This is a genomic window from Acinetobacter sp. YH12129 (assembly GCF_013418685.1).
Taxonomy (GTDB): domain Bacteria; phylum Pseudomonadota; class Gammaproteobacteria; order Pseudomonadales; family Moraxellaceae; genus Acinetobacter; species Acinetobacter amyesii.
In genome coordinates this window covers 119,347-141,632 of sequence record NZ_VPBP01000004.1, presented here as the reverse complement: position 1 = coordinate 141,632, position 22,286 = coordinate 119,347, and the positions used below count along the sequence as shown (strand labels likewise).

The following is a 22,286-nucleotide window of genomic DNA, read 5'->3' as shown; positions in this document are numbered from 1 at the left end:
TCTCTGGTATTTCCAATCATTTTTTCTATTTATACGACCAAAAAGTCAGTGTTTAAACACTGGCTTTTACTCAATATGATTAATCCAATTTTATGTTTATAGCTTCATCTGAATCATGATCATTTAAATGACTAAAGTTAAAAATGACTACGTGATTTTTATTGATAGGTTTTACCTTGATGCTTTAACCAACCATCCTGATGACGTCCATTAGGATCGTGATGTGTCCAGTGCATCACACCCCCCTGATCTGAATATTCATATTCACCGTAAAATTGAACTGTATCGCCTTTTTGCAAGTTATCAATTCGTGGGGCTAGATCGATATTATGTGCAACTAAAAGGGTTTGACCATTATTTAAGGTCAAAATGAACTTTTGATGGCGACTACCTTCATTATCATCTCGAAGTACCGCTTTCACTCGACCTGTACCCTCAACCTGAACATTACTGAGTTTATTTTTAAATGCATGCGCAATAACATCTTCAGCACTCTGCCCTTTTTGTTGAGCATCTACAGGTTGTACTGATTCTATTTGTGGCTGTGCGTTTTGTTCCGCTGTCGTCTGAACTGGTGCAGATTTTTGTTGTTGTAAATCGATTCCGAAATAAGCGGCTGTAAGCGCAACAATAATTCCGCCGATGGTTAAATTTGTTTTGTTTGCCATAAGATAGTTTAAATCTAAATTTTCAACTCATTATAGTCATTAATATGGATAAAAATAGAATCTATGCACAAGAATGCACACAATATAAAGTTTAAATAGCTTTGAAATCAGTAAAGCTACAGCCATAAAAAAAGCCCTCTAAAACGAGGGCTTTTTTCTACAAATAATCAGAGATTATTTTGCAGCAGCTTGAGCAGCAGCAACTTCTTCAGCGAAAGAAAGTTCAGCTTTTTTCTCAATACCTTCACCAACTTCGAAACGTACGAAGTTAGCAACAGTAGTACCAGTTGCTTTAAGAACTTCTGCAACTTTCTTATCGTTGTCGATAACGTACATTTGGTTCTCAAGAACAACTTCGTTCAAGTATTTCTGAACTGAACCAGTTACCATTTTTTCAACGATGTTTGCTGGTTTACCAGATTCAATTGCTTTCGCTTCAGCAATTTCTTTTTCTTTAGCGATAAGTTCAGCAGAAACGCCAGCTTCGTTTACAGCAACTGGGTTGAATGCAGCGATGTGCATAGCCAAACCTTTACCAGTTTCAGCATCACCAGCATATGCAACTACAACACCGATTTTTAAACCATGTTTGTAAACTGCAAGGTTGTCGCCTTCAACGATTTGAGCACGACGTACTTGGATGTTTTCACCGATTTTTTGAACAAGCGCGATACGAGCTTCTTCAACAGTAGCACCATCTTCAAGTTTCAATTCAGCAATTTGAGCAACGTCAGTTACACCAGCAGCAAGCGCAGCAGCAGCAACTTTAGCAGAGAAACCAGCAAAGTTTTCGTCTTTAGCAACGAAGTCAGTTTGACAGTTCACTTCTAAAAGGATTGCTTTGTTGCCTTCTTGAGCGATAGTGATCGCGCCGTCAGCAGCAATGTTACCCGCTTTTTTAGCAGCTTTAGCTTGACCAGATTTACGAAGGTTGTCGATCGCTAATTCGATGTCACCGCCCGCTTCTGTTAATGCTTTTTTACATTCCATCATTGCAAGACCAGTACGATCGCGCAATTCTTTAACCATGCTTGCTGTAACTGCAGTCATGTTAATCTCCTAAATACGGTAGAAAATGAATTCTTTTTAGAACAGAAACGGCCCAGAGCTGTCTCTTGGGCCGTCTGCATACATGACGCTTACTTTGCCACCATCACGTGTCGCAAAAATGACAAGCTTACGTCAAACGCATTAAGCCTCAGAAGCAGGAGCTTCTTCGCCTTTAGCTTGTGCATTTGCTTGTGATTGAGCATATTCTTTACCAGCAAGAATCGCATCAGCCATAGCAGAAGCGTAAAGAGTAACTGCACGGATCGCATCGTCGTTACCAGGGATAACGTAGTCTACGTTGTCTGGGTTAGAGTTTGTATCAACGATACCGATAACAGGAATACCAAGGTTTTTAGCTTCTTTAATTGCAATTGCTTCGTGATCAACATCGATTACGAATAATGCGTCAGGTAAACCACCCATGTTTTTAACGCCGCCAAGAGCGCGTTCAAGTTTTTCCATCTCACGAGTACGTTCTAAAGCTTCACGTTTAGTAAGTTTAGCGAAAGTACCGTCAGTAGATTGAGTTTGAAGGTCTTTTAGACGGTTGATTGACTGGCGAAGAGTTTTCCAGTTAGTCAACATACCACCCAACCAGCGGTGATCAACATATGGTTGACCTGCACGTTGAGCTTGTTCACGGATGATTGCAGAAGCTGCACGTTTTGTACCAACGAACAAAACTTTGTTCTTTTTGCTAGCCAAGTTGTTAGCAAAGTTCAAAGCATCATTTAACGCAGGAACAGTGTGCTCAAGGTTGATGATGTGAATTTTGTTGCGCGCGCCGAAGATGTATTCGCGCATTTTTGGATTCCAAAAACGTGTTTGGTGACCGAAGTGTGCGCCTGCTTGAAGAAGGTCGCGCATGCTTACGTTGTAATCTGCCATTTTCTTTACCTTAAAGTTTGGGTTAGGCCTCCATATACCCGCATTCTCCACCTAAAAAGGCACCCAGAGAAATGTGTCGATATATGTGCGGATTTTATTGCCCCATCGCACAAAGCTCGTGAAAGATATTCACGAAAAAGCATTTGATAAAATGGGCGGCTATTTATACCATAGTCACATACAAATTTCCAAAAGTTTTTAGAGATCATGAACAGTACTTACGAAGCTCCACGTCGATTAATTAAAACGCCTGACGAAATTGAAAAAATGCGCGTCGCGGGTCGACTGGCGGCAGAAGTTTTGGATATGATCAAACCGCATATTGTTCCAGGTGTGACTACCCTAGAACTTGATACGATTTGTCATGACTATATTGTCAACAAACAAGAAGCTATTCCTGCTTGTTTAGGTTATGGTGCTGCGCCGGGTCGTCCAGCGTTCCAGCACGTGATCTGTACTTCAGTGAACCATGTGGTGTGTCACGGTATTCCATCTGAAAGCAAAAAGTTAAAAAAAGGTGACATCTTAAACATCGATGTCACTGTGATTAAAGATGGTTACCACGGTGATACCAACATGATGTATATCGTAGGCGGTGAAACATCTATTTTAGCGAACCGTTTATGTAAAGTTGCTCAAGAAGCCATGTACCGTGGTATGGCGGTGGTAAAACCAGGCGCAACCATGGGTGATATTGGTAATGCCATTCAACAATATGTTGAATCAGAACGTTTTGGCGTTGTACGTGAATACTGTGGTCATGGTATCGGTACTGTTTTCCATGACGAACCACAAGTTTTACACTACGGTCAACCAAATACAGGCATGATCTTAGAAGAAGGCATGACCTTTACCATCGAACCAATGGTGAACGGTGGCGACTGGAAAACCAAACTTCTTGGTGATAAATGGACTGTCGTGACTAAAGATCATAGCTTGTCTGCACAGTACGAACACACGCTACTTGTAACAAAAAATGGTGTAGAAGTGCTAACTGCTCGCCCCGAAGAAGATCTATCGCGTTTTGTTCAATAAGCAAAGTATTTGAAGCACAAAATTTTATTAAAAATGGTCACACATATTGTGGCCTTTTTTATGCCTTTTTTTTATCCGTGACTTTAAGAATTTGCCATAAAATTTGATTAAAAATTTAAGTAACTCAATGTAAATTTTCTCAATTATATGGTTAGGATAGAATATCACACTTTTTTGCACATTGTTGATTTTGCCACTCCCCATTACTGTGCATTTAAGCTAAGATAGTGTGCTTTTTATTTTTTAATCCCTATAAGAAGGAATACTGCCGTGGACGTACGTCTGTCTGATCGTGTAAATAGCATCAAACCGTCCCCTACACTTGCTGTTACTAACAAAGCTGCTGAATTGAAAGCTGCTGGTAAAAACGTAATTGGTTTAGGCGCAGGTGAACCGGATTTCGATACCCCACAACACATCAAAGATGCTGCAATTGCTGCTATCAACAATGGCTTCACTAAATATACAGCTGTTGACGGTACTCCAGGTCTTAAAAAAGCAATTATTGCTAAATTAAAACGCGACAATAACCTTGATTACGCTGCAAACCAAATCTTGGTTTCTTGTGGTGGTAAACAATCTTTCTTTAACTTGGCACTTGCTTTGTTAAACAAAGGTGACGAAGTAATTATCCCTGCTCCTTACTGGGTAAGCTACCCAGACATGGTGATCATTGCTGAAGGTACTCCTGTAATCGTGAAATGTGGTGAAGACCAACGTTTCAAAATTACGCCTGCTCAATTAGAAGCTGCAATCACTGACAAAACTCGTTTAGTGGTTCTAAACAGCCCTTCTAACCCAACAGGTATGATCTACACTAAAGAAGAATTACTTGCTTTAGCTGACGTTCTACGTAAATACCCTGAAGTTTTAGTTGCTTCTGATGATATGTACGAACCAATCCGTTGGGACGACGAATTCTACAACATCGCAACAGTTGCACCAGACCTTTACGATCGCGTAATCGTTCTTAACGGTGTATCTAAAGCTTATGCAATGACTGGCTGGCGTATTGGCTACGCAGCGGGCCCTGCTAAACTTATTGGTGCGATGAAAAAAATCCAATCTCAATCAACTTCAAATCCAACTTCTATTTCACAAGTTGCTGCTGAAGCTGCATTGAATGGTCCTCAAGACGTTCTTGAGCCAATGATTGAAGCATTCAAACGCCGTCACGACCTAGTTGTGAAAGGCTTGAACGACATCAACGGTATTACTTGCCTTCCTGCTGATGGTGCATTCTATGCATACGCAAACATCCGTCCATTGATTCGTGCAAAAGGTTTAAAATCTTGCACAGAATTCTCTGCATGGTTATTGGAAGAAACTGGTGTTGCAGTAGTTCCTGGTGATGCGTTCGGTCTAGGTGGTTATATGCGTATTTCTTATGCAACTGCAGACGAAGTTCTTGTAGATGCGCTTGCACGTATCAAGAAAGCTGCTGACTCAATCGAAGGCGTAGACGCTGCGATTGCTTCAATTGCTGCTGAAAAATAATTTGATCTAAAGATCAAATCAAAAAAAAACCCGCGAATATCGCGGGTTTTTTATACTCATCAAAAGAATAAATTAATACTCTTCACTTCAACACGCTTTTGATCAATTTTTTTCGCGGTTCAAACTAAATAACAAAGCTCATCCAGCCCATTTGACTTCCTTCAAATCGACTTAAATATTAAAAAACCAAACGATAAAACCTAAAACTAACCTTCATATTCAAATCCTTGGTTTGCATTCTTTTTACATTTTCAGCTATGTTATTTAAATAAGTTTCATTTTAGAACCCAGAACAACCACAAAACTAACCTATCCAGAGATCTACCAATGAACATCAAAGAAATGACTGGACTAGAAATTTTAAAGGCAATGATGCAAGGCCAAATTCCTCCAGCAAGTATTAGCGAAACTATTCCTATGCAGCCTTATGAAGTATCTGAGGGCAGTATTAGCTTTAAGGCTAAAGCAGATGCACGACACATAAATCCGCTAGGCGGCGTGCATGGTGGCTTTGCTGCTACGGTACTCGACTCGGTGACAGGTTGTGCCATTCACACGCTATTAGAGGCAGGTGTAGGTTATGGCACCATCGACTTAAATATAAAAATGTGTCGCCCAATCCCAAAGAATGTTGAACTTACTGCTATAGGAACAGTCATTAATATCAGTAAAAATTTAGGGATTTCTGAAGAGAAAATTATTGATGACAATGGCAAACTTTATGCACATGCAACTGCAACCTGCATGATTATACGTCCTTAATATTTTTATTTTTCTGCTCGCAATTCAATGCGAGCAGATGATGATTCAAACTTAAATTGCTGAATGTAAGGCACGAATTAATTGGCCTTCGCTTAGATCAATGCGATTACTGCCCTTTTGAAAGCAGTAATATTTTAAAGCACTATCTAACTCAACACGAAGTTCTTGTTGTTCTGAAATAGACCATACTTTAGAACGATTTGAGCCTGATAACGCATTACCGGCCAATTGGTATAAATACAAATCTTGCTTGCGTTGCAAAGGCACACGACGGCCATCATCTTGATGTTCAAAACGTAAATGACATGGCGTGTTGATCAACCATTTTTCACTAAACCACAGTTGTAATAAATCACCCAATGCCAAGTCACGTCGACCCAAAGGCCAAACGTCAACGTACGCACCTTCGACAGGTGTTTGATATTGCTCTTGATTACTAATAATGGAAAGATAGTTTTCTTGGTAAAAAGAAAAATTTGAAAAAATCTGAGAAATAGTCAGCGTATTCATTCGCTTTCTCCTGTTTAGCCATTTTAGTGCTGGCAAGTTGGGTTTAAATCCACACTGTTTAAACATATGTTTAAACGCTCTGTTGTTGCATTCAGACTATCAATTGAATTTTTTCTTTGCAAGCCTAAGATTCATTTTTTCTAAAAAATCCTTCTTTTTGTTCAAATAAAAAACATCTATCACGCATTTCTCCTCATATTGGTATTTTTAGCTTGACCCTCTTCAAAATCTGCTTATAATCGCATTCAGATTCTCCAATAGCTCAGTCGGTAGAGCGACGGACTGTTAATCCGCAGGTCCCTGGTTCGAGCCCAGGTTGGAGAGCCAAATTCTAAAGCCCATTTATTTAAATGGGCTTTTTTAATGACTATGATTTACATATAATCTATAAGTCATTGTCATTAAAATAAAAAAATGTTCATTCAAGTTGATGCTGAATCAAATAAAACTGCCTTAAAACACTATCTCACTGCATTCATTTTTCTTTTAATTTTTATCAGCCCATTTGCAATTTATTTGGTGAGCTGCACACCCGAAAGTGAAATTGAGCAACATTTCAAAACACCACCCAATTTATATAATAGTGAATCGAACACCCTTCTTGACAGCAAGCTACAATGGTTGATTCCACCTCAGCAGTTTCAAAATCACAATACTATTCCCGAAATATCTGAATCTGTATTGAACGAGATGACAGAAGGACTATATTGGTCAAGCACACCAATTACGCTGCAAAACCAATCTGATCAGTTATATGTTCATATCGATTTTGCAGGTCAGCAACAAACTCGAAAAGATCTTGAAATTTCGGTACTGCCGTTATGTATTGTTCACGAGAAAGAAACACCATGTATGAAAGCTGGGTTAAATGCAACTGGACAACTTTTTAACATCTCAACTCAAAAAAATACGCAATATCACACACTAGAGACCAATAAGTCATGGATGTTTTATGGCCATGAATTCCAAGAAAATTATATTATTCCACCACAAGCCACTCTCAAATTTTTAGTTAAAGCCAACATCCCTGAACACTTAACCCTGCAATGGCTTAGGCTAAGCATCAGTACTAGCCCCATTGTTGAGAAACAGCAAAATTTTATGCTCATGACGCAAAACAGTATAAGAATAAAATATGCACTTGCTCTATTGCCATTCTTCATATTAGCTTTGATGCACATTTTTCAAGGGTTTGAAAGCCTGCGTAATTTATCTATCGGCGCACTTTCAGCACTTTTATTTGCAATCAACACCATCATTTGGGATATCCATTATATGGTGATTGGCTGCCTGATTTTATGTTTTGCAAGTGTCTGTTATTGTTTTGAGAGCCGATATTATCGATTGCTTTATTTAACGGGTTGTTTACTGATTGCAGGCTATTCGCAGCAATATTATGGTGGTTTTAATAAACACTTTTTCACTCAAACCAGTTTAATTTTATTGATAGGTTTATCGATGTTTTATCTTGAACCTAAAGATAGCTAAATCATTTTCATAAAAAAGCTCCGCAAATCGCAGAGCTTTTTCTCTTTAAATCACATTAAAACTCAAAGTATATTTATATCGTTTTAATGCGTGTTCCTTCATTTCAAAAGGCTGTTGATAATCCATTTTCAGCAAATACTGACCACGATCTGATAGGTTAAAATTCAAATTTCCATCTTGATCAGTTTTAAGCGTTTTATAAACTTTTCCTTCACGGCTGTAATCCGTGGTTTGCTGCAAAATTTCAACCTGTAAACCCGCAACCGCTTTTTTCTGATCTAGCACTTTCAGTTGCACAGGCTCATTATGCTTTATAGCATTTGGATGGGTTTTAAATTGCACATCAAAGCCATCATGTAAATGATTCACCACATGTGTAGAGGTTGCACGGCGTGATACAAAAGTTTCAATGATTTCCTGCGTTTGAATACTTTTGATTTGCGACTTTTTAGTCAACTCGGCTGTATAAATGACATTTGCATTCGCAGTTTTTTGAGGATCACGCACACCATTGATTAACGCTTTCCACTGCTTTTGATCATAAGCAAAACGCGCTGTACTTCCCTGCTTTTCACCGCGAATACGATACGTGCCATCTTGCTTATTTTCTAAACTATAGCTGCTGACTGTTTGCGTTTTTGCCCAATCAGTTTCCGTTAAATGTAGCTTATCACCTGACGGTGTATGCACATGGAAATTAAAGTTTTTAATAGCTATTTCAGAAACAAATGGATTGTCATAAAAACCTGAAAGAATGGCACTGTGATTATTAAATGTTTGATAGTTTAGAGGCGCAACATAAGGATAATGCGCTTCAGCCTGACCAACCGCACACAAAGCGAAACAGAGTAAAGTGAATTGTAATTTCATATTGAATAAGAGAGCTTAAATTGTTTGATTCATAGAGATCGTTTCATTTTAGATTCACCCAAGCATATTGTAAATAATTCTTATTATCACTTGATTTATATGCATAAAAAATCCCCCATTCTGGAGGACTCTTTTATCAGGCTGCTTTAACGGGCACACCACTATGAAAGCGAAATAATTCATCTGGGCTGCTAATCAGATTTTTTTCAACTTCACGAATATGCTCAATACGCATCTGAATATCTTCTTTCGGGTTCTTTAGCTTATTGGTCGTCGCTACGTCCATAGCTAATGCTAAATAGTCCTCATAATGGCGTGATTCAGACTTTAGCAAATAGCGGTAGTAACGCCCCAACTCTTCATCCACATGTGGTGCAAGCGCATAGAAACGCTCGCATGACCGTGCCTCAACGAATGCACCAATCACCAAGATATCAATTAACGCTTCTGGCTCATAAGTCCGTACTTCTTTGCGTAGACCACCTGCATACCGACCAGCACTGATTGCAGTCCATTCCTGACCACGTTTTGCCATCAGTTCCAGCACTTGCTCATAGTGCAGCATTTCTTCACGAACTAGCTGTGCTAGTTTGATTTGTAAATCAGAGAAAAAACTATAACGAAACATCAAATTCATTGCTGTACTTGCAGCTTTCTTTTCACAATTGGCATGATCCTGCATTAGGATATCCAAATTATTTAAAGCTTCATCTAGCCATGCTTTTGGTGTTTCACACCCCAAGAAGCCAATGACTGGCTTCATTAGGGCATCATAATCAATATTTGACATATACTTTACTTAAAAAATTAACGTGCGGCTTTAATCGCAGCTTTCATTTGTTTCACAGACTGTGCCAATCCAATAAATAGAGCATCAGCAATAATCGAGTGACCAATATTCAATTCATGAATTTGCGCAATGCGAGCAATTGGAGTGACATTTTCAATATTTAAGCCATGACCAGCATTCACAATCAATCCTTTAGATGCCGCATATTCAGCACCTTGAATGATACGCTCCAGCTCTGCTTTCTGCGCTTCAGGTGTTTCAGCATCTGCATATGCACCTGTATGCAACTCAATCGTTGGCGCGCCACAGGCAATCGCCGCATCAATTTGAGCAAAGTCAGCATCAATAAATAATGAAACTTCGCAACCAATCGCTGCGAGTGCTTGAGTCGCATTTTTTACATCTTCAAAATGCCCAACAACATCTAGACCGCCTTCAGTCGTGACTTCTTCACGCTTTTCAGGAACAAAGCATACATGATGCGGCTGAATCTCTTTGGCAAATTCAACCATTTCATCGGTCACTGCCATTTCAAGATTCATATGGGTTTTTAATACAGAACGCATACGACGTACATCATCATCTTTAATATGGCGACGATCTTCACGTAAATGCAGCGTAATCCCTTCCGCCCCCGCTTGCTCACAAATAATTGCGGCATTTACAGGATCTGGATAAGTTGTCCCACGTGCATTTCGTAGTGTTGCCACATGGTCAATATTTACACCAAGCAAAGCTGCCATAATTCTTTCCTAATGACGTTGAGTTTGAGAATTCTGTATCCACAATTGACGACTTTTTAATGGACGATCGCCAAGCAAGGAAGTAATCATTTGTCGGTACAACTTAGACAGTAATTGTAACTGTTCAGGATTAAATTCCCCACCTTTTTCATAATCACACATACTTAAAATATGTTGACCTGACAATGTTGCGCGTGAGGCTTTAATGACAGGTTGAAAACCTTCATTTAAATGAAATTGATAATTTTCATGAGGCTGAATTTGCTGTTGATTTGCATCAGTTGAATAATCCAGCGCATAACCCAACTCTTCAAGTAGCTCATGCTCAAACTGTCTAAGGATTTGTCGCAAAAACAGGTCAGGATTTTCTTGCGCAGACATGCATTGGAGTTGTTCTAAGGTGTGTGCATATTGAGCAAATGTCTCTGGCATCTCGACCTCTAAGGGACATAGCCTCAATAAGACTTCATTCAAATAAAACCCTGAAAAAAAAGCATCCCCATAAAAGAATATGGGTTGATTTACAATTTCAAGTTTACTGAAATTTTTAAGTTCAGACTTGCCGGATGCTTGCAAGCAAATCGGTTGATACTGAGGCGGAGGTGTTTGCCTGAGAATACCGTCAACTCGGCCATGCTCCTGCGTAAACAAGTGCACGATATGACTTTTTTCACGATATTTACGATGGTGAATTAAATAACCATGCAGTATCTCATTACGCATGATTTAAAATATTAATCCTTGTCTTTCTTTTTCTTTTCGTCTTCATCTTCTTCATCATCCCCATCTGGAATGACTGCACCTACAACTGCAGCGGTCCCTTTGACCACGCCTTTTGTGGTTTTATAAGCCACTTTGACAGGAACGGTAACGATTTTATGAATACACCCTTGTAGAAACAAAACACATGCCACTACAGCTATTACTTTCATCATTACTCTTCCCTCAAAGTTTTAAATGTCTAGCAATTAAATGTCGCTATAACCCAAGCTTTTCAATGCACGCTCATCATCAGACCAACCACCTTTGACTTTCACCCAAAGTGTTAGCATGATTTTTTGCTCGAACATTTTTTCCATATCTACACGTGCATCCATACCGATTTTCTTCAGTTTGGCACCTTTTTCACCAATCACAATAGCTTTTTGGCCAGAGCGATCGACAAAAATCGTCGCATCAATATAGGTACACGCCGCTTTAGGACGACCTGTTTTTGGATTAATTGTTGCTTCTTCTGTTTTAAACGACTCAATTTGAACCGTTAAATCATAAGGCAGCTCTTCACCCAATTGACGCATGATTTTTTCACGGATAATTTCAGATGCAAGGAAACGCTCTGAACGATCAGTCAATTGCTCAAGTGAATACAGTGGTGGTTGGAACGGCAGATATTTCTCAATCGTACTGCGCAAATGATCCAAATTTGCACCGCGTAACGCTGATACAGGAACAATTTCTGCAAAATTCATTAATTTTGCACGTTCTTGTATCAAGGGTAATGCATGGTTTTTGTTTTCTAGCGTATCAATTTTATTGATCACAAGAATAACTGGCATATCGGCATTTTTTAGCTTCTCTAACACTAAATCATCATTCTGTGTCCATTTGTCTGCATCAATCACAAACAAAACCAAGTTCACATCACGAAGTGCAGAATGTGCCGCACGGTTCATCATTTTATTGATGGCACGAACTTCTTTTTTGTGCATCCCAGGCGTATCAACAAATACCGCTTGAGACTTTTCACGTGAGTCAATACCCACAATTTTATGACGCGTCGTTTGTGGTTTACGAGACGTAATTGAAAGTTTTTGACCCAAAATATGGTTCATTAACGTTGATTTACCAACGTTTGGACGACCAACAATCGCCACAAAACCACTTTTAAAATCGGCAGGGATTTCAGTGCCTTGTGCACTAAAAAACTGACTAATTAAATCGTTACTGTCGCCTTGCGACTCGTGATCAGCATCTACGTGATCGGAATGAGTAGTCATTAAGACTTTTTCTCCAAAATTTCTAAGATTTCTGCCGCTACAGCTTGTTCAGCAAAGCGACGGCTTGAACCTTCACCGTATTTAACAGGGAGCCCTTCGACTGTACATTCAACTTTAAAATGTTGGTTCGGAGCATCACCCTGAATATCTACAACCTCGTAAACCGGGAGAGGTTTTTTACGTGCTTGTAAATACTCTTGCAAACGTGATTTAGGGTCTTTCAGTTGATCGGTCGGTTCAATATGATCTAAATATGGCACATACCATTTAAGAACAATCGGTTCCAGAATTTTTAAATCCTGACAATCGACATAGATTGCACCAATGATCGATTCAACGGTATCCGCAAGTATAGACTCACGATGATGACCGCCAGATTTCAACTCACCTGTACTCAAGATTAATTCTTGACTGAGTTTTAAGTCATTGGCAATTTTTCCTAGCGCTTCCTGACGAACCAGTGTCGCACGCATACGCGTTAGACGCCCTTCATTTTCATGCGGGTAGGCATGGTACAGATAATTGGCAATTATCATACCCAATAATGAATCGCCCAGATATTCTAGGCGTTCATAATTGTATTTATGGCTCACCGATCGGTGGGTCAAGGCCAGTTGTAACAATTCAGGTTGTTTAAACTGATAACCGATACGACTTGCTAAACGAGCTTCATTTAGCTTGGACTGAGCTTTGATCAAAACTTTTCTCGAACTTCAACACAATATCAATATTCAATAAGAAAGGTTTTCTTATTTCATAATCTGTTTTCACTTGTAGACCATCTACATTAGTGACTTGAGCAATATCTTTAAAATTTAAATCACGTACACCATTCATATCTAAACGCTGTGACATTTGTGACTCAAACTTACTCGGAGCAATATTTTTAGGACTGCTCTTCATCAATTCTTCAATTTCATTGTTGACGAGACGGTCGTCAACATACGGTCCCCAAACCGCAATTAAAGCTTTAGCTAAAAAAGCAAACCCAATAATAGCAATTAAAATTGCGATATAAGACGTTCCCCGTTGATGTCTCATTTTATTTTCCTGATGTAAGACTAATCAATACTGCCATTACGACTAAATGAAGGCAGTTTTAAACCAGGTTCCTTATGCATCCACTTGTAAAAAGCACGTCCAGTGAGGTTTTCTTCAGGCACAAAGCCCCAAAAACGACTGTCCGCACTTTGATCGCGATTATCCCCCATCGCGAAATAGTGACCTTCAGGAACCTTAACTTCCCAATATAAACCATTTTCTGTTGAATATTTACCATTTTCAACATAGTTGATAAATGGTGCTTGGCGCGCAACATTGACGCCTTCAAGCTCACGCATGGTAAACGTATGCTTACCCATGGTTTCTTTATGATAAATCGATGTAGGTGTATCAAGTTGATCTTTTTCACGGCTAAATTCTACAGGAACTTTTGCCACCTTTTGACCATTCACACTCAGTTGACCATGATCGTAAATAATATGATCACCTGGTAAACCGACCACTCGTTTAATATAGCTGATGGTTGGTTGTGGTGGATAACGGAATACAATGACATCACCACGCTCAGGTTCACCGACATCAAGAATTTTTTTATTGACGATAGGTAAACGTACGCCATACTGATATTTATTCACCACAATAAAATCACCTGTTTCTAAGGTTGGAACCATAGAGTCAGATGGAATATTAAATGGCTCATATAAGAATGAACGCATCACCAAAACTATCGCTAAAATCGGCCAGAAATCATAAGCCCATGCGATAACGACATTTTCATTCCCCTTACCTTTGGTCTGCCGTTGCTTCCAGACAAACTTATCCAACAACCAAATTAAGAAAAAAATGACTGTGGCAGGAACAAGGATCAAATTAAAGTCAAAATCCATGAGCTCATAAACCTCTATTTATTATCTTTCTACTTTCAATACCGCAAGGAACGCTTCTTGTGGGATTTCGACGCTGCCCACTTGTTTCATACGTTTCTTACCTTCTTTTTGTTTCGCAAGAAGTTTCTTCTTACGCGACACGTCACCACCATAACATTTAGCCAAAACGTTTTTACGCATCGCTTTTACAGTTGAACGTGCAATGATCTGTGCACCAATCGCTGCTTGAATAGCCACATCGAACATTTGACGTGGAATTAAATCTTTCATTTTTTCCACAAGTGCAATACCACGATGGCGAGCATCTTGTCGGTGGCAAATCATGGCCAAGGCATCAACCTTTTCACCGTTGATTAACACATCTACCTTAACTAAAGATGAACTCTCAAAACGCACAAAGTTATAGTCTAACGATGCAAAACCGCGTGAACATGATTTCAATTTATCAAAGAAATCCATCACTACTTCAGCCATTGGGATTTCAAACGTGATCGCTACTTGGTTCGCCATAAACTTCATATTTTTTTGAACGCCACGACGTTCAACACATAACGTCATCACATTACCCAAGTACTCTTGCGGTACCAAGATATGACATTCAGCAATTGGCTCACGTAAATCTTCAACTGTTGAACCATCCGGCATTTTAGAAGGACTATCGATGTAAATAGTTTGACCATTTTTCATCACCGCTTCATAAATTACGGTTGGTGCTGAAGAAATCAGGTCCAGATCATACTCACGTTCTAAACGTTCTTGTACAATTTCCATGTGCAGCATACCCAAGAAGCCACAACGGAAGCCAAAACCAAGTGCATCTGAACTTTCAGGTTCAAAGAACAACGCTGAGTCATTAATTTGCAGTTTGTGCAGCGCCTCACGGAACGGTTCAAATTCACTTGAATCGATTGGGAATAAACCTGCATAGACCTGTGGTTTCACTTTTTTGAAACCCGGTAAGCTTTGAACTTCTGGTGTAGTTGCCAAGGTAATCGTATCACCAACTGGAGCACCAAAAATATCTTTAATACCCGCGATCACGAAACCAACTTCACCTGCTTCGAGCATGTCAGTTTCTGTATGTTTAGGATTAAAAATACCTACTGAGGTGATGATGTGCGTTTGACCAGTTGATTTCATCAACATTTTATCGCCTTTACGCACACGACCTTCTTTAATACGAACTAAAGAAACCACGCCCAAATAGTTGTCGAACCAAGAGTCAACAATTAAGGCTTGTAATGGTGCATTACGATCGCCTTCGGGTGCAGGAATAACATTTACCAGTGTTTCAAGCACCCCTTCAATGCCTAGACCGGTTTTAGCTGAACATGTAGGTGCTTCAGTCGCTTCGATACCAATAATGTCTTCAATTTCTTGAATAACACGCTCTGGCTCTGCTTGCGGCAAATCAATTTTATTTAAAACAGGTAGGACTTCTAAACCTTGTTCAATTGCGGTATAGCAATTCGCTACAGATTGTGCTTCTACCCCTTGTGCAGCATCGACAACCAATAGTGCACCTTCACACGCAGCCAATGAACGTGAAACTTCATAAGAAAAGTCAACGTGCCCCGGTGTGTCAATGAAGTTGAGTTGGTATTCTTCACCATTAGGATGGGTGTAATACAAAGTCACTGACGCAGCTTTAATCGTAATACCACGCTCACGTTCCAATTCCATAGAATCTAGAACCTGCGCCTGCATTTCACGATCTTGCAAACCACCACAAGTTTGAATAAATCGGTCGGCAAGGGTCGACTTACCATGGTCGATATGCGCAATGATCGAGAAGTTACGAATGTTTTTTATATCAACAGATTTTTTAGCTTGCGCCATGGGCTACCTTGGAAAAATAAAAGCGCTATACATGCAATTCTTTATGCATAGCAAAAGCCGAATAGAAATTGCCGAGGATTATAGCAGATGGATTTTTCAAAGTATCGAAAATAATGCATTGCTTTTATGCAAGTCATTCATCCTACATGGAGAACTTGGCTAGTCTTGGTTTGAAATTTTGCGATAAAATCAAACTCAAAGATCATAAGCACTAAAATCCAGCGGATTTAGGCTATCCGCAATAGGTTGATACGCTTGGGTAAAGGTTGGCGACATGCGTTTTGGACGACCTGTGGCAATTTCAATGCATGCCCACTGCGTATTGCCTGTAAATAATATCGCTTTGTCTTTAGGTCGATAAAATACATACTGACGAAATGAATACAACGCATTGATATCATTGAGCCACGTTCGCAGAATAATCTCCTCACCTTCAACTGCTGCTTTGCGATATTGCACATGATGCTCAACAGCAACCATGGCATGCTTCAATTCAATATATTCTTTTAAACCTAAACCCAAGGCTTCAATATGTGCTGTCGCGACATCTTGCATCCAACTGACGTACACCACGTTATTCACATGATTTAATGTGTCGATATGTTCAGCTTGAACTGTAATTTTTAAATCAAAGATATCGCTCATAGCGTCCTGCAAATTTTAAAATATGCTCCACAGTCTACTCATTTTTATCTAAGGGTAAATTGCAAAAACACTAAAGTTAAAAAAACCACTCGCTTGGAGTGGTTTTCATTCAGCAAATCATTATTGAATGCGCATGCCCACAATCGCACGTTGCCCCTGACGAATCAAAGAAACACGTGCAATGCTGCCATTTTTCAATTCTGAAATAACTTTCACAAAATCTTCTGCATTATTCACAGCTTTATTATTAACTTGAGTCACAACGTCACCCGGCTGAATTCGCGCTTGTGCAGCAATACCACTAGCTCGTACATCTTGAATTAATACACCACCTTTCACACTCAGTTGCTTTAATTCATCTGCAGTTAAATTACGAATTGACACCCCAATCACCGGGCCTTTTTTCACAGGTGCAATTTCAGCTTTTGCAGGCGTATCATCTGGTGCAGTGATCAAGGTTGCTGAAATGTTTTGGCGTTTATCATCACGTAATACTTCAAGCTGAATACTTTGATTAGGACCTGTACGATTGAGATAATTCAGTAGTTCGCCAGTACGTGAAATCGGTGTACCATTAAATTTCAAAATGACATCACCCGCTTTAAAGCCAGCTTTTGCTGCGGGTGAATTCGGTGCAACTTGAGTAATCAATGAGCCCTCAGGTTTTGAAAGGTTATAGGATTCAGCAAGATTCCGATCGATATCTTGCAGCATAACGCCTAAGTAAGCACGTGTCACCTTGCCGTTTTTCTTTAATTGGTCTGCAACATCCATCGCCACATCAATAGGAATCGAGAACGATAAACCCATATAACCACCCGTACCACTAAAGATACGAGAGTTCACCCCAACCACTTCACCAGACTGGTTAAATAAAGGGCCGCCTGAGTTTCCGGGGTTCAATGCCACATCGGTTTGAATAAATGGAACCGAGGTTTCTCCCATCATATTGCGCATTTTCGCACTGACAATCCCTGCCGAAGCTGAATAGTCAAAACCAAATGGTGAACCAATAGCCAACACTGGCTCACCTACACGTAAACGGTCAACATTACCTGTGCGTAGCTCTGGAAAATTTGAACCTTTCACCTTTAGCAAAGCCACATCAGTCCGCTCATCACTCCCCACAACGGTGGCATCAATTTCACGGCGGTCATTCAATACGATGGTGACTTTCGATGCATCTTCTACCACATGGTGATTAGTTAATAGATAACCATCTTTACTAATAAAGAATGCGCTTCCATAACCGGTCTTTTCTTGCGGCATTTTTTGCTGCGGGATAACGACCTGATTACCGAAAAAGCGTCGTAATATTTCTGGGACTTGTTGCTGCAAAAGCTCTTCTTGACTAAGCTTTTTAACCACATTCACGCTTACGACAGCTGGGCTGACTTGTTCAACCAAATTGGAAAAATCAACAGGACCCGCTGCCTGAGTCTGCACGCTAGCAACCGTAAACACAGCTGCATAGAGTCCCTTTTGTAAATACGATTTATTCATTGTTAGCATTCACTCAATTGTGCTTATCATTTGAAATACGTTAGTTTTTATCACAATGCAAGTCTAAGCTTCGTAATAAAATGTTTGATGATTATTTATGATAAACAATCTTAAACATTCCTTAAATATTACAGATCTATGAATATTTTTCATTATTTAGTTAATTTATAGTCATTGCGTTTTTAGGCAAAAACAGTTGTGATGATCGGACATTTTTAAAATTAGCTGATGGACATGTCTAATTTAAACACGACACATCAATTTGATGTGATTATTGTGGGAAGTGGCGGTGCAGGCCTAAGTTTAGCCCTATCGTTACCAGATCATTTTAATATTGCTGTTTTAGCTAAATCGACGCTGACGGATGCCAGTACATATTATGCCCAAGGTGGTGTTGCTGCCGTCCTCGATAAAACAGATTCTATTGAACAACATATCAATGACACCATGATTGCCGGTGCGCATTTATGTGAAATGGCAGCGGTAAAACAAACCGTTGAAGGTGGTAAATCTTCTGTCGATTTTCTACTGAATCAGGGTGTGCAATTTACTTTAGACGACCAAGAACAGTTACATCTGACACGTGAAGGTGGTCACTCTCACCGGCGGATTATCCATGCAGCAGATGCCACAGGTCGTGCTATTTCCACAACATTGGTTGAACGTGCGCAAGAAAAAGCCAATATTCATATTTTTGAAAATTTTATTGCAATCGATTTAATCACCGCACAAAAATTAAATCCTGAAGCTGAAAACCGTGCTCTCGGTCTATATGCTTTAGATGAAAAAACCGAAAAAGTACATACCTTTTTAGCACCGTTCACTGCCCTTGCCTGTGGTGGTGCCATGAAGGCATATTTATATACATCAAATCCCGACATTGCGACGGGTGATGGTATTGCCATGGCGTATCGTGCAGGCTGCCGTGTTGCCAATATGGAGTTTAACCAATTCCATCCAACCTGTTTATATCATCCTCAAGCTCGCTCTTTCTTAATTACCGAAGCGATGCGTGGCGAAGGTGCCTATTTACGTCTCCCTGACGGTGAACGCTTTATGCTGCGCTTTGATGAGCGTGCAGAATTAGCACCACGCGATATCGTAGCGCGCGCTATCGATTATGAAATCAAACGTCTAGGAATCCGTCATGTTTGGCTTGATATCACCCATAAACCTGCAGAATTTGTCAAAGAACATTTCCCAACATTGTATGCACGCTTAATGGAACTCGGTATTGATATTACCAAAGAAATGATTCCGGTGGTTCCGGCAGCACACTACACCTGTGGTGGCGTTGTGGTTGATGAAAACAGTCAGACCGATATTCCAGGCCTATATGCCATTGGAGAAACCTCTTATACCGGCCTACATGGTGCAAACCGTATGGCAAGTAACTCCTTACTTGAATGTTTCGTCTATGGTATGAGTGCTTCAACACATATCACAGCACAGCATCAAGGAACTTATCAGGCGCCTCATGTCCCAGAATGGGATGACTCGCAAGTGACCAACCCTGATGAAGACGTGGTGATTTTGCAGAATTGGGATGAACTTCGCCAAACCATGTGGAACTACGTGGGTATTGTCAGAACAACCAAACGGCTTCAACGTGCGCTCCATCGTATTGAAATGCTCAATCGTGAAATTACCGAGTATTACCAAGACTACCAAGTCAGTAAAAATCTGATTGAATTACGTAACTTAGTGTTGGTTTCAGAAATGATTGTACGCTGTGCAATGGAACGTAAAGAATCACGTGGACTGCATTTCACTTTGGACTATCCTGAACAAGCAGCAGAATTACGAAAAACAGTCCTAACTCCACCCAATTTCCAAGTGGAATGTCCATTGGTGAATACAGAACTGGTTTCTTAAACATCTAAAATGTCTAAAAACCATAAAAAGCCGAATGTAAATTCGGCTTTTTATTTGAATCAGCAAATGCAATTGAGCCTTTATAATCGCTTCGGTGGAATAGAATAGCTCCCTGTTATATGTGCAACAGGCTCATCCACACCTTCTGAATACACCAACACCTCACCATAAATTATACTTTTGCCCACTTTTAACAATCGACACTCGCCTATTAAGTCTTTATTGGCTTCTGGTTTTCTTAAAAAATTAATATTCATATTGGTCGTGACCGCAAGCCCTACAATCCCGATCTCCCCCAATATAGCCACATATAGCGCAAAATCAGCCAAAGTCATCATGGTTGGGCCAGATATCGTATTGCCCGGTCTTAGATCTTGTTCTGTAACATGCCAAATTAAGGTCGCGGTTTGCTGTCCAACTTCTTTAATCGTGCAGTTTTTTAAACTTGGGGCAAATTCACGTTGTAAAAAATCAATAATCGCCTGCTTTCGATGCGGCATAAAAAAATCATCCATAACTTATGCTATGAATGATTTTTAAATCAAATACCTAAAGATTACTATGGCATTTTAGATCTGTTGCAAATGCAATAATGCCTGTTGAAAAACCTGTTCAGGTGTTTGCGTCGCATCGAGGCGCTTCATGCGTGCAGGCTCTTTTTCATGGATTTCAGCAAAACCTGAACGCACTTTCTCAAAGAACGTTGCTTTCTCTTGCTCAAATCGATCCAAAGCGCCTCGTTCACGCGCACGTAACATGCCCGTTTCAATTGGAGCATCCAGCCAAAAGGTAATATCAGGCATACGCGCCACAAAACCGTCATTTAAAACTTTCAGTTTTTCTCGGTCCAAACCACGACCTGCACACTGATATGCAAAACTCGAATCTGTAAAACGGTCACATAAAACGATTTTATCTGCAGCCAACGCTGGCAGAATCACGGCTTCTAAGTGCTGCGCACGTGCCGCATACATGAGTAATAATTCAGTATCATTACTCATGGTTTCTTCGTGGTTCACCGAAAGCAACAATGAGCGAATTTGCTCTGCCATAGGTGTACCACCCGGCTCACGGGTTAATACCACATCTTTTGCTAAGTGTTGGAAATGCTCATGTAGTTTACGAATCAACGTGGTTTTACCCACACCTTCCGTGCCTTCAAAACTAATAAACATGCTCACTCCTCAATTTTTCGCACGAATTACCGATAAATACTCTTGTACCGCTCGGTTATGGTCTGACAAATTACTGCTAAATTTATGACCACCGTTACCTGTAGCCACGAAATAGATGTTATTTGACGCATCTGGATGCATCGCGGCTTCAATAGCTTTTTGACTCGGCAAAGCAATCGGTGTAGGTGGTAAGCCGTTGATCGTATACGTATTATATGCAGTAGGTGTACGTAAATCTTGGCGAGTGATATTGCCTTGGTATTTATCGCCCATACCGTAGATCACAGTTGGATCTGTTTGCAAACGCATCCCTTGTTTGAGACGACGCACAAATACACCAGACACTTGCTCAAGCTCACTATCAATACTGGTTTCTTTTTCAATAATCGATGCCATGATCAAGGCTTCATATTTATCTTTATAAGGTAAATTTTGAGCTCGATTGTTCCAAGCCTGATCTAAGGCTTTGATTTGTCTGTTATACAAATCCTTCAAAATTTTGCGATCAGACTCGCCTTTTGCAAAGAAATAAGTATTCGGAGCAAATAAACCTTCTGGGTGTGAATAAGGAATACCCAGTTCCTGCAAAATCTTTGAATAAGGCAGATTGCTAATGTCATGTGTCACCAAAGGGTCATTTTTTAACGCGTCTATCAGTTGCTTAAATGTCGTCCCTTCGATCACTAAAATTCGATTCATTTGCGCATTTTCAGAGTTAGAAATCAGTTTCATGACTTCACGTACGCTCATGCCTTCATGGATTTCATACACACCAGCTTTCAGGGTGTCATTGATCATGAACTTTTGGTACAACTTTAAAATAATAGGAAAATGAACTTGTTTCTCTTTGGAAAGTCGGTCAATAAAACCTGAATAGGTATCCCCTGCACCAATCGCCAACATTTGCTTTTTGCCTTCCACAGGATAGGCTTTAAATAAACTCGACCACAGTAAAATCGCCACAAGTACAACGATACCAAGTAGCACAACCAAACATGCTTTAAATGGAAAACCTGCTTTGGCAGATTTTTTCTTATTTGTTTTTTTAGACGCGGTGGACAT

Annotated in this window: 24 protein-coding genes and 1 tRNA gene; 6 read left to right on the top strand and 19 right to left on the bottom strand. The window is 39.9% G+C overall.

All coding sequences use genetic code 11. The features are described from left to right. Window positions 1–158: 158 nt before the first annotated feature. The 3 genes from FTU65_RS04215 to rpsB all read right to left on the bottom strand — a co-directional run bounded on the left by FTU65_RS04215 (window position 159) and on the right by rpsB (window position 2,606). A complete protein-coding gene (locus FTU65_RS04215) occupies window positions 159–668 on the bottom strand; it encodes a DUF3465 domain-containing protein (RefSeq protein WP_180065008.1) in 510 nt (169 codons plus the stop codon). Window positions 669–842: 174 nt separating this feature from the next. Continuing rightward, on the bottom strand, window positions 843–1,718 hold the full coding sequence (gene tsf, locus FTU65_RS04210) for a translation elongation factor Ts (protein WP_180066391.1): 876 nt from the start codon (window positions 1,716–1,718) through the stop codon (window positions 843–845). Between the two features lie 141 nt (window positions 1,719–1,859). After that, a complete protein-coding gene (rpsB, locus tag FTU65_RS04205) occupies window positions 1,860–2,606 on the bottom strand; it encodes a 30S ribosomal protein S2 (protein WP_078190314.1) in 747 nt (248 codons plus the stop codon). Window positions 2,607–2,813: 207 nt separating this feature from the next. Between rpsB and map the strand changes: the two genes are divergently transcribed. The 3 genes from map to FTU65_RS04190 all read left to right on the top strand — a co-directional run bounded on the left by map (window position 2,814) and on the right by FTU65_RS04190 (window position 5,900). After that, entirely contained in the window at window positions 2,814–3,641 is an 828-nt protein-coding gene (map, locus tag FTU65_RS04200) for a type I methionyl aminopeptidase (RefSeq protein ID WP_168378021.1), read from the top strand. A 270-nt stretch (window positions 3,642–3,911) separates the two neighbouring features. After that, window positions 3,912–5,138, top strand: coding sequence for a pyridoxal phosphate-dependent aminotransferase (locus FTU65_RS04195; RefSeq protein ID WP_111883988.1), 1,227 nt, complete (start codon window positions 3,912–3,914; stop codon window positions 5,136–5,138). A 327-nt stretch (window positions 5,139–5,465) separates the two neighbouring features. Further along, complete coding sequence (locus FTU65_RS04190) at window positions 5,466–5,900, top strand: PaaI family thioesterase (protein ID WP_180009940.1); 435 nt, start codon at window positions 5,466–5,468, stop codon at window positions 5,898–5,900. A gap of 51 nt (window positions 5,901–5,951) precedes the next feature. On the opposite strand, the gene FTU65_RS04185 is transcribed toward FTU65_RS04190, so the two are convergent. Continuing rightward, window positions 5,952–6,410, bottom strand: a complete 459-nt coding sequence (locus tag FTU65_RS04185) for a hypothetical protein (RefSeq protein WP_180007643.1) — start codon at window positions 6,408–6,410, stop codon at window positions 5,952–5,954. Between the two features lie 251 nt (window positions 6,411–6,661). Between FTU65_RS04185 and FTU65_RS04180 the strand changes: the two genes are divergently transcribed. Continuing rightward, window positions 6,662–6,737: transfer RNA gene (locus FTU65_RS04180), tRNA-Asn, on the top strand. Window positions 6,738–6,824: 87 nt separating this feature from the next. Then, window positions 6,825–7,898 carry a hypothetical protein gene (locus FTU65_RS04175; RefSeq protein WP_180009941.1) on the top strand — a complete coding sequence of 358 codons (1,074 nt, stop codon included), beginning with the start codon at window positions 6,825–6,827 and terminating at the stop codon, window positions 7,896–7,898. 45 nt (window positions 7,899–7,943) lie between these two features. Here FTU65_RS04175 and FTU65_RS04170 read toward each other — a convergent pair whose 3' ends face one another. From FTU65_RS04170 to FTU65_RS04115, 12 genes are all read right to left on the bottom strand, one after another. Then, the gene (locus tag FTU65_RS04170) at window positions 7,944–8,768 is read right to left on the bottom strand and encodes a DUF4198 domain-containing protein (RefSeq protein ID WP_180009942.1); all 825 of its coding nucleotides are present in this window, start codon (window positions 8,766–8,768) and stop codon (window positions 7,944–7,946) included. Between the two features lie 136 nt (window positions 8,769–8,904). Continuing rightward, window positions 8,905–9,558, bottom strand: a complete 654-nt coding sequence (locus FTU65_RS04165; protein ID WP_078190322.1) for a tRNA-(ms[2]io[6]A)-hydroxylase — start codon at window positions 9,556–9,558, stop codon at window positions 8,905–8,907. 17 nt (window positions 9,559–9,575) lie between these two features. Next, window positions 9,576–10,301 (bottom strand): pyridoxine 5'-phosphate synthase, encoded by a 726-nt coding sequence (gene pdxJ / locus FTU65_RS04160; protein ID WP_180066389.1) that lies wholly within the window; start codon window positions 10,299–10,301, stop codon window positions 9,576–9,578. Between the two features lie 9 nt (window positions 10,302–10,310). Beyond that, window positions 10,311–11,027 (bottom strand): DNA repair protein RecO, encoded by a 717-nt coding sequence (gene recO, locus FTU65_RS04155; protein ID WP_180066401.1) that lies wholly within the window; start codon window positions 11,025–11,027, stop codon window positions 10,311–10,313. A gap of 8 nt (window positions 11,028–11,035) precedes the next feature. Further along, window positions 11,036–11,236, bottom strand: coding sequence for an NF038104 family lipoprotein (locus FTU65_RS04150; protein WP_180066387.1), 201 nt, complete (start codon window positions 11,234–11,236; stop codon window positions 11,036–11,038). Between the two features lie 33 nt (window positions 11,237–11,269). After that, a complete protein-coding gene (gene era / locus FTU65_RS04145) occupies window positions 11,270–12,298 on the bottom strand; it encodes a GTPase Era (RefSeq protein ID WP_180007638.1) in 1,029 nt (342 codons plus the stop codon). After that, entirely contained in the window at window positions 12,298–12,996 is a 699-nt protein-coding gene (gene rnc, locus FTU65_RS04140; RefSeq protein ID WP_111883979.1) for a ribonuclease III, read from the bottom strand. Before rnc ends, era begins: the two co-directional genes overlap by 1 nt. Then, complete coding sequence (locus FTU65_RS04135; RefSeq protein WP_168378031.1) at window positions 12,968–13,339, bottom strand: DUF4845 domain-containing protein; 372 nt, start codon at window positions 13,337–13,339, stop codon at window positions 12,968–12,970. The genes rnc and FTU65_RS04135 overlap by 29 nt, the downstream gene beginning before the upstream one ends. 20 nt (window positions 13,340–13,359) lie before the next feature. Beyond that, window positions 13,360–14,187: a signal peptidase I gene (gene lepB / locus FTU65_RS04130; protein WP_111883978.1), complete on the bottom strand. Its 828-nt coding sequence runs from the start codon at window positions 14,185–14,187 to the stop codon at window positions 13,360–13,362. Between the two features lie 21 nt (window positions 14,188–14,208). Further along, a complete protein-coding gene (gene lepA, locus FTU65_RS04125; protein WP_180007636.1) occupies window positions 14,209–16,026 on the bottom strand; it encodes a translation elongation factor 4 in 1,818 nt (605 codons plus the stop codon). Window positions 16,027–16,221: 195 nt separating this feature from the next. After that, window positions 16,222–16,671, bottom strand: a complete 450-nt coding sequence (locus FTU65_RS04120; protein WP_078190331.1) for a thioesterase family protein — start codon at window positions 16,669–16,671, stop codon at window positions 16,222–16,224. Between the two features lie 120 nt (window positions 16,672–16,791). Next, window positions 16,792–18,174 carry a Do family serine endopeptidase gene (locus tag FTU65_RS04115; RefSeq protein ID WP_168378034.1) on the bottom strand — a complete coding sequence of 461 codons (1,383 nt, stop codon included), beginning with the start codon at window positions 18,172–18,174 and terminating at the stop codon, window positions 16,792–16,794. A 228-nt stretch (window positions 18,175–18,402) separates the two neighbouring features. Between FTU65_RS04115 and nadB the strand changes: the two genes are divergently transcribed. Further along, the gene (gene nadB, locus FTU65_RS04110) at window positions 18,403–20,049 is read left to right on the top strand and encodes an L-aspartate oxidase (RefSeq protein WP_180009945.1); all 1,647 of its coding nucleotides are present in this window, start codon (window positions 18,403–18,405) and stop codon (window positions 20,047–20,049) included. Window positions 20,050–20,129: 80 nt separating this feature from the next. Here nadB and FTU65_RS04105 read toward each other — a convergent pair whose 3' ends face one another. From FTU65_RS04105 to mltG, 3 genes are all read right to left on the bottom strand, one after another. Further along, window positions 20,130–20,549 carry a PaaI family thioesterase gene (locus FTU65_RS04105; protein ID WP_180009946.1) on the bottom strand — a complete coding sequence of 140 codons (420 nt, stop codon included), beginning with the start codon at window positions 20,547–20,549 and terminating at the stop codon, window positions 20,130–20,132. A 69-nt stretch (window positions 20,550–20,618) separates the two neighbouring features. Further along, the gene (tmk, locus tag FTU65_RS04100) at window positions 20,619–21,224 is read right to left on the bottom strand and encodes a dTMP kinase (protein WP_180009947.1); all 606 of its coding nucleotides are present in this window, start codon (window positions 21,222–21,224) and stop codon (window positions 20,619–20,621) included. Window positions 21,225–21,233: 9 nt separating this feature from the next. Continuing rightward, the gene (gene mltG / locus FTU65_RS04095) at window positions 21,234–22,286 is read right to left on the bottom strand and encodes an endolytic transglycosylase MltG (protein ID WP_180066385.1); all 1,053 of its coding nucleotides are present in this window, start codon (window positions 22,284–22,286) and stop codon (window positions 21,234–21,236) included.

Coding starts and splice junctions, on each gene's coding strand:
- mltG (WP_180066385.1), bottom strand. CDS start 22,286: ATGTCCACCGCGTCTAAAAAAACAAATAAGAAAAAATCTGCCAAAGCA.
- FTU65_RS04115 (WP_168378034.1), bottom strand. CDS start 18,174: ATGAATAAATCGTATTTACAAAAGGGACTCTATGCAGCTGTGTTTACG.
- FTU65_RS04150 (WP_180066387.1), bottom strand. CDS start 11,236: ATGATGAAAGTAATAGCTGTAGTGGCATGTGTTTTGTTTCTACAAGGG.
- era (WP_180007638.1), bottom strand. CDS start 12,298: ATGACTACTCATTCCGATCACGTAGATGCTGATCACGAGTCGCAAGGC.
- FTU65_RS04165 (WP_078190322.1), bottom strand. CDS start 9,558: ATGTCAAATATTGATTATGATGCCCTAATGAAGCCAGTCATTGGCTTC.
- FTU65_RS04190 (WP_180009940.1), top strand. CDS start 5,466: ATGAACATCAAAGAAATGACTGGACTAGAAATTTTAAAGGCAATGATG.
- FTU65_RS04170 (WP_180009942.1), bottom strand. CDS start 8,768: ATGAAATTACAATTCACTTTACTCTGTTTCGCTTTGTGTGCGGTTGGT.
- tsf (WP_180066391.1), bottom strand. CDS start 1,718: ATGACTGCAGTTACAGCAAGCATGGTTAAAGAATTGCGCGATCGTACT.
- rpsB (WP_078190314.1), bottom strand. CDS start 2,606: ATGGCAGATTACAACGTAAGCATGCGCGACCTTCTTCAAGCAGGCGCA.
- FTU65_RS04185 (WP_180007643.1), bottom strand. CDS start 6,410: ATGAATACGCTGACTATTTCTCAGATTTTTTCAAATTTTTCTTTTTAC.
- nadB (WP_180009945.1), top strand. CDS start 18,403: ATGGACATGTCTAATTTAAACACGACACATCAATTTGATGTGATTATT.
- FTU65_RS04105 (WP_180009946.1), bottom strand. CDS start 20,549: ATGCCGCATCGAAAGCAGGCGATTATTGATTTTTTACAACGTGAATTT.
- lepB (WP_111883978.1), bottom strand. CDS start 14,187: ATGGATTTTGACTTTAATTTGATCCTTGTTCCTGCCACAGTCATTTTT.
- lepA (WP_180007636.1), bottom strand. CDS start 16,026: ATGGCGCAAGCTAAAAAATCTGTTGATATAAAAAACATTCGTAACTTC.
- map (WP_168378021.1), top strand. CDS start 2,814: ATGAACAGTACTTACGAAGCTCCACGTCGATTAATTAAAACGCCTGAC.
- pdxJ (WP_180066389.1), bottom strand. CDS start 10,301: ATGGCAGCTTTGCTTGGTGTAAATATTGACCATGTGGCAACACTACGA.
- FTU65_RS04215 (WP_180065008.1), bottom strand. CDS start 668: ATGGCAAACAAAACAAATTTAACCATCGGCGGAATTATTGTTGCGCTT.
- tmk (WP_180009947.1), bottom strand. CDS start 21,224: ATGTTTATTAGTTTTGAAGGCACGGAAGGTGTGGGTAAAACCACGTTG.
- FTU65_RS04175 (WP_180009941.1), top strand. CDS start 6,825: ATGTTCATTCAAGTTGATGCTGAATCAAATAAAACTGCCTTAAAACAC.
- FTU65_RS04120 (WP_078190331.1), bottom strand. CDS start 16,671: ATGAGCGATATCTTTGATTTAAAAATTACAGTTCAAGCTGAACATATC.
- FTU65_RS04135 (WP_168378031.1), bottom strand. CDS start 13,339: ATGAGACATCAACGGGGAACGTCTTATATCGCAATTTTAATTGCTATT.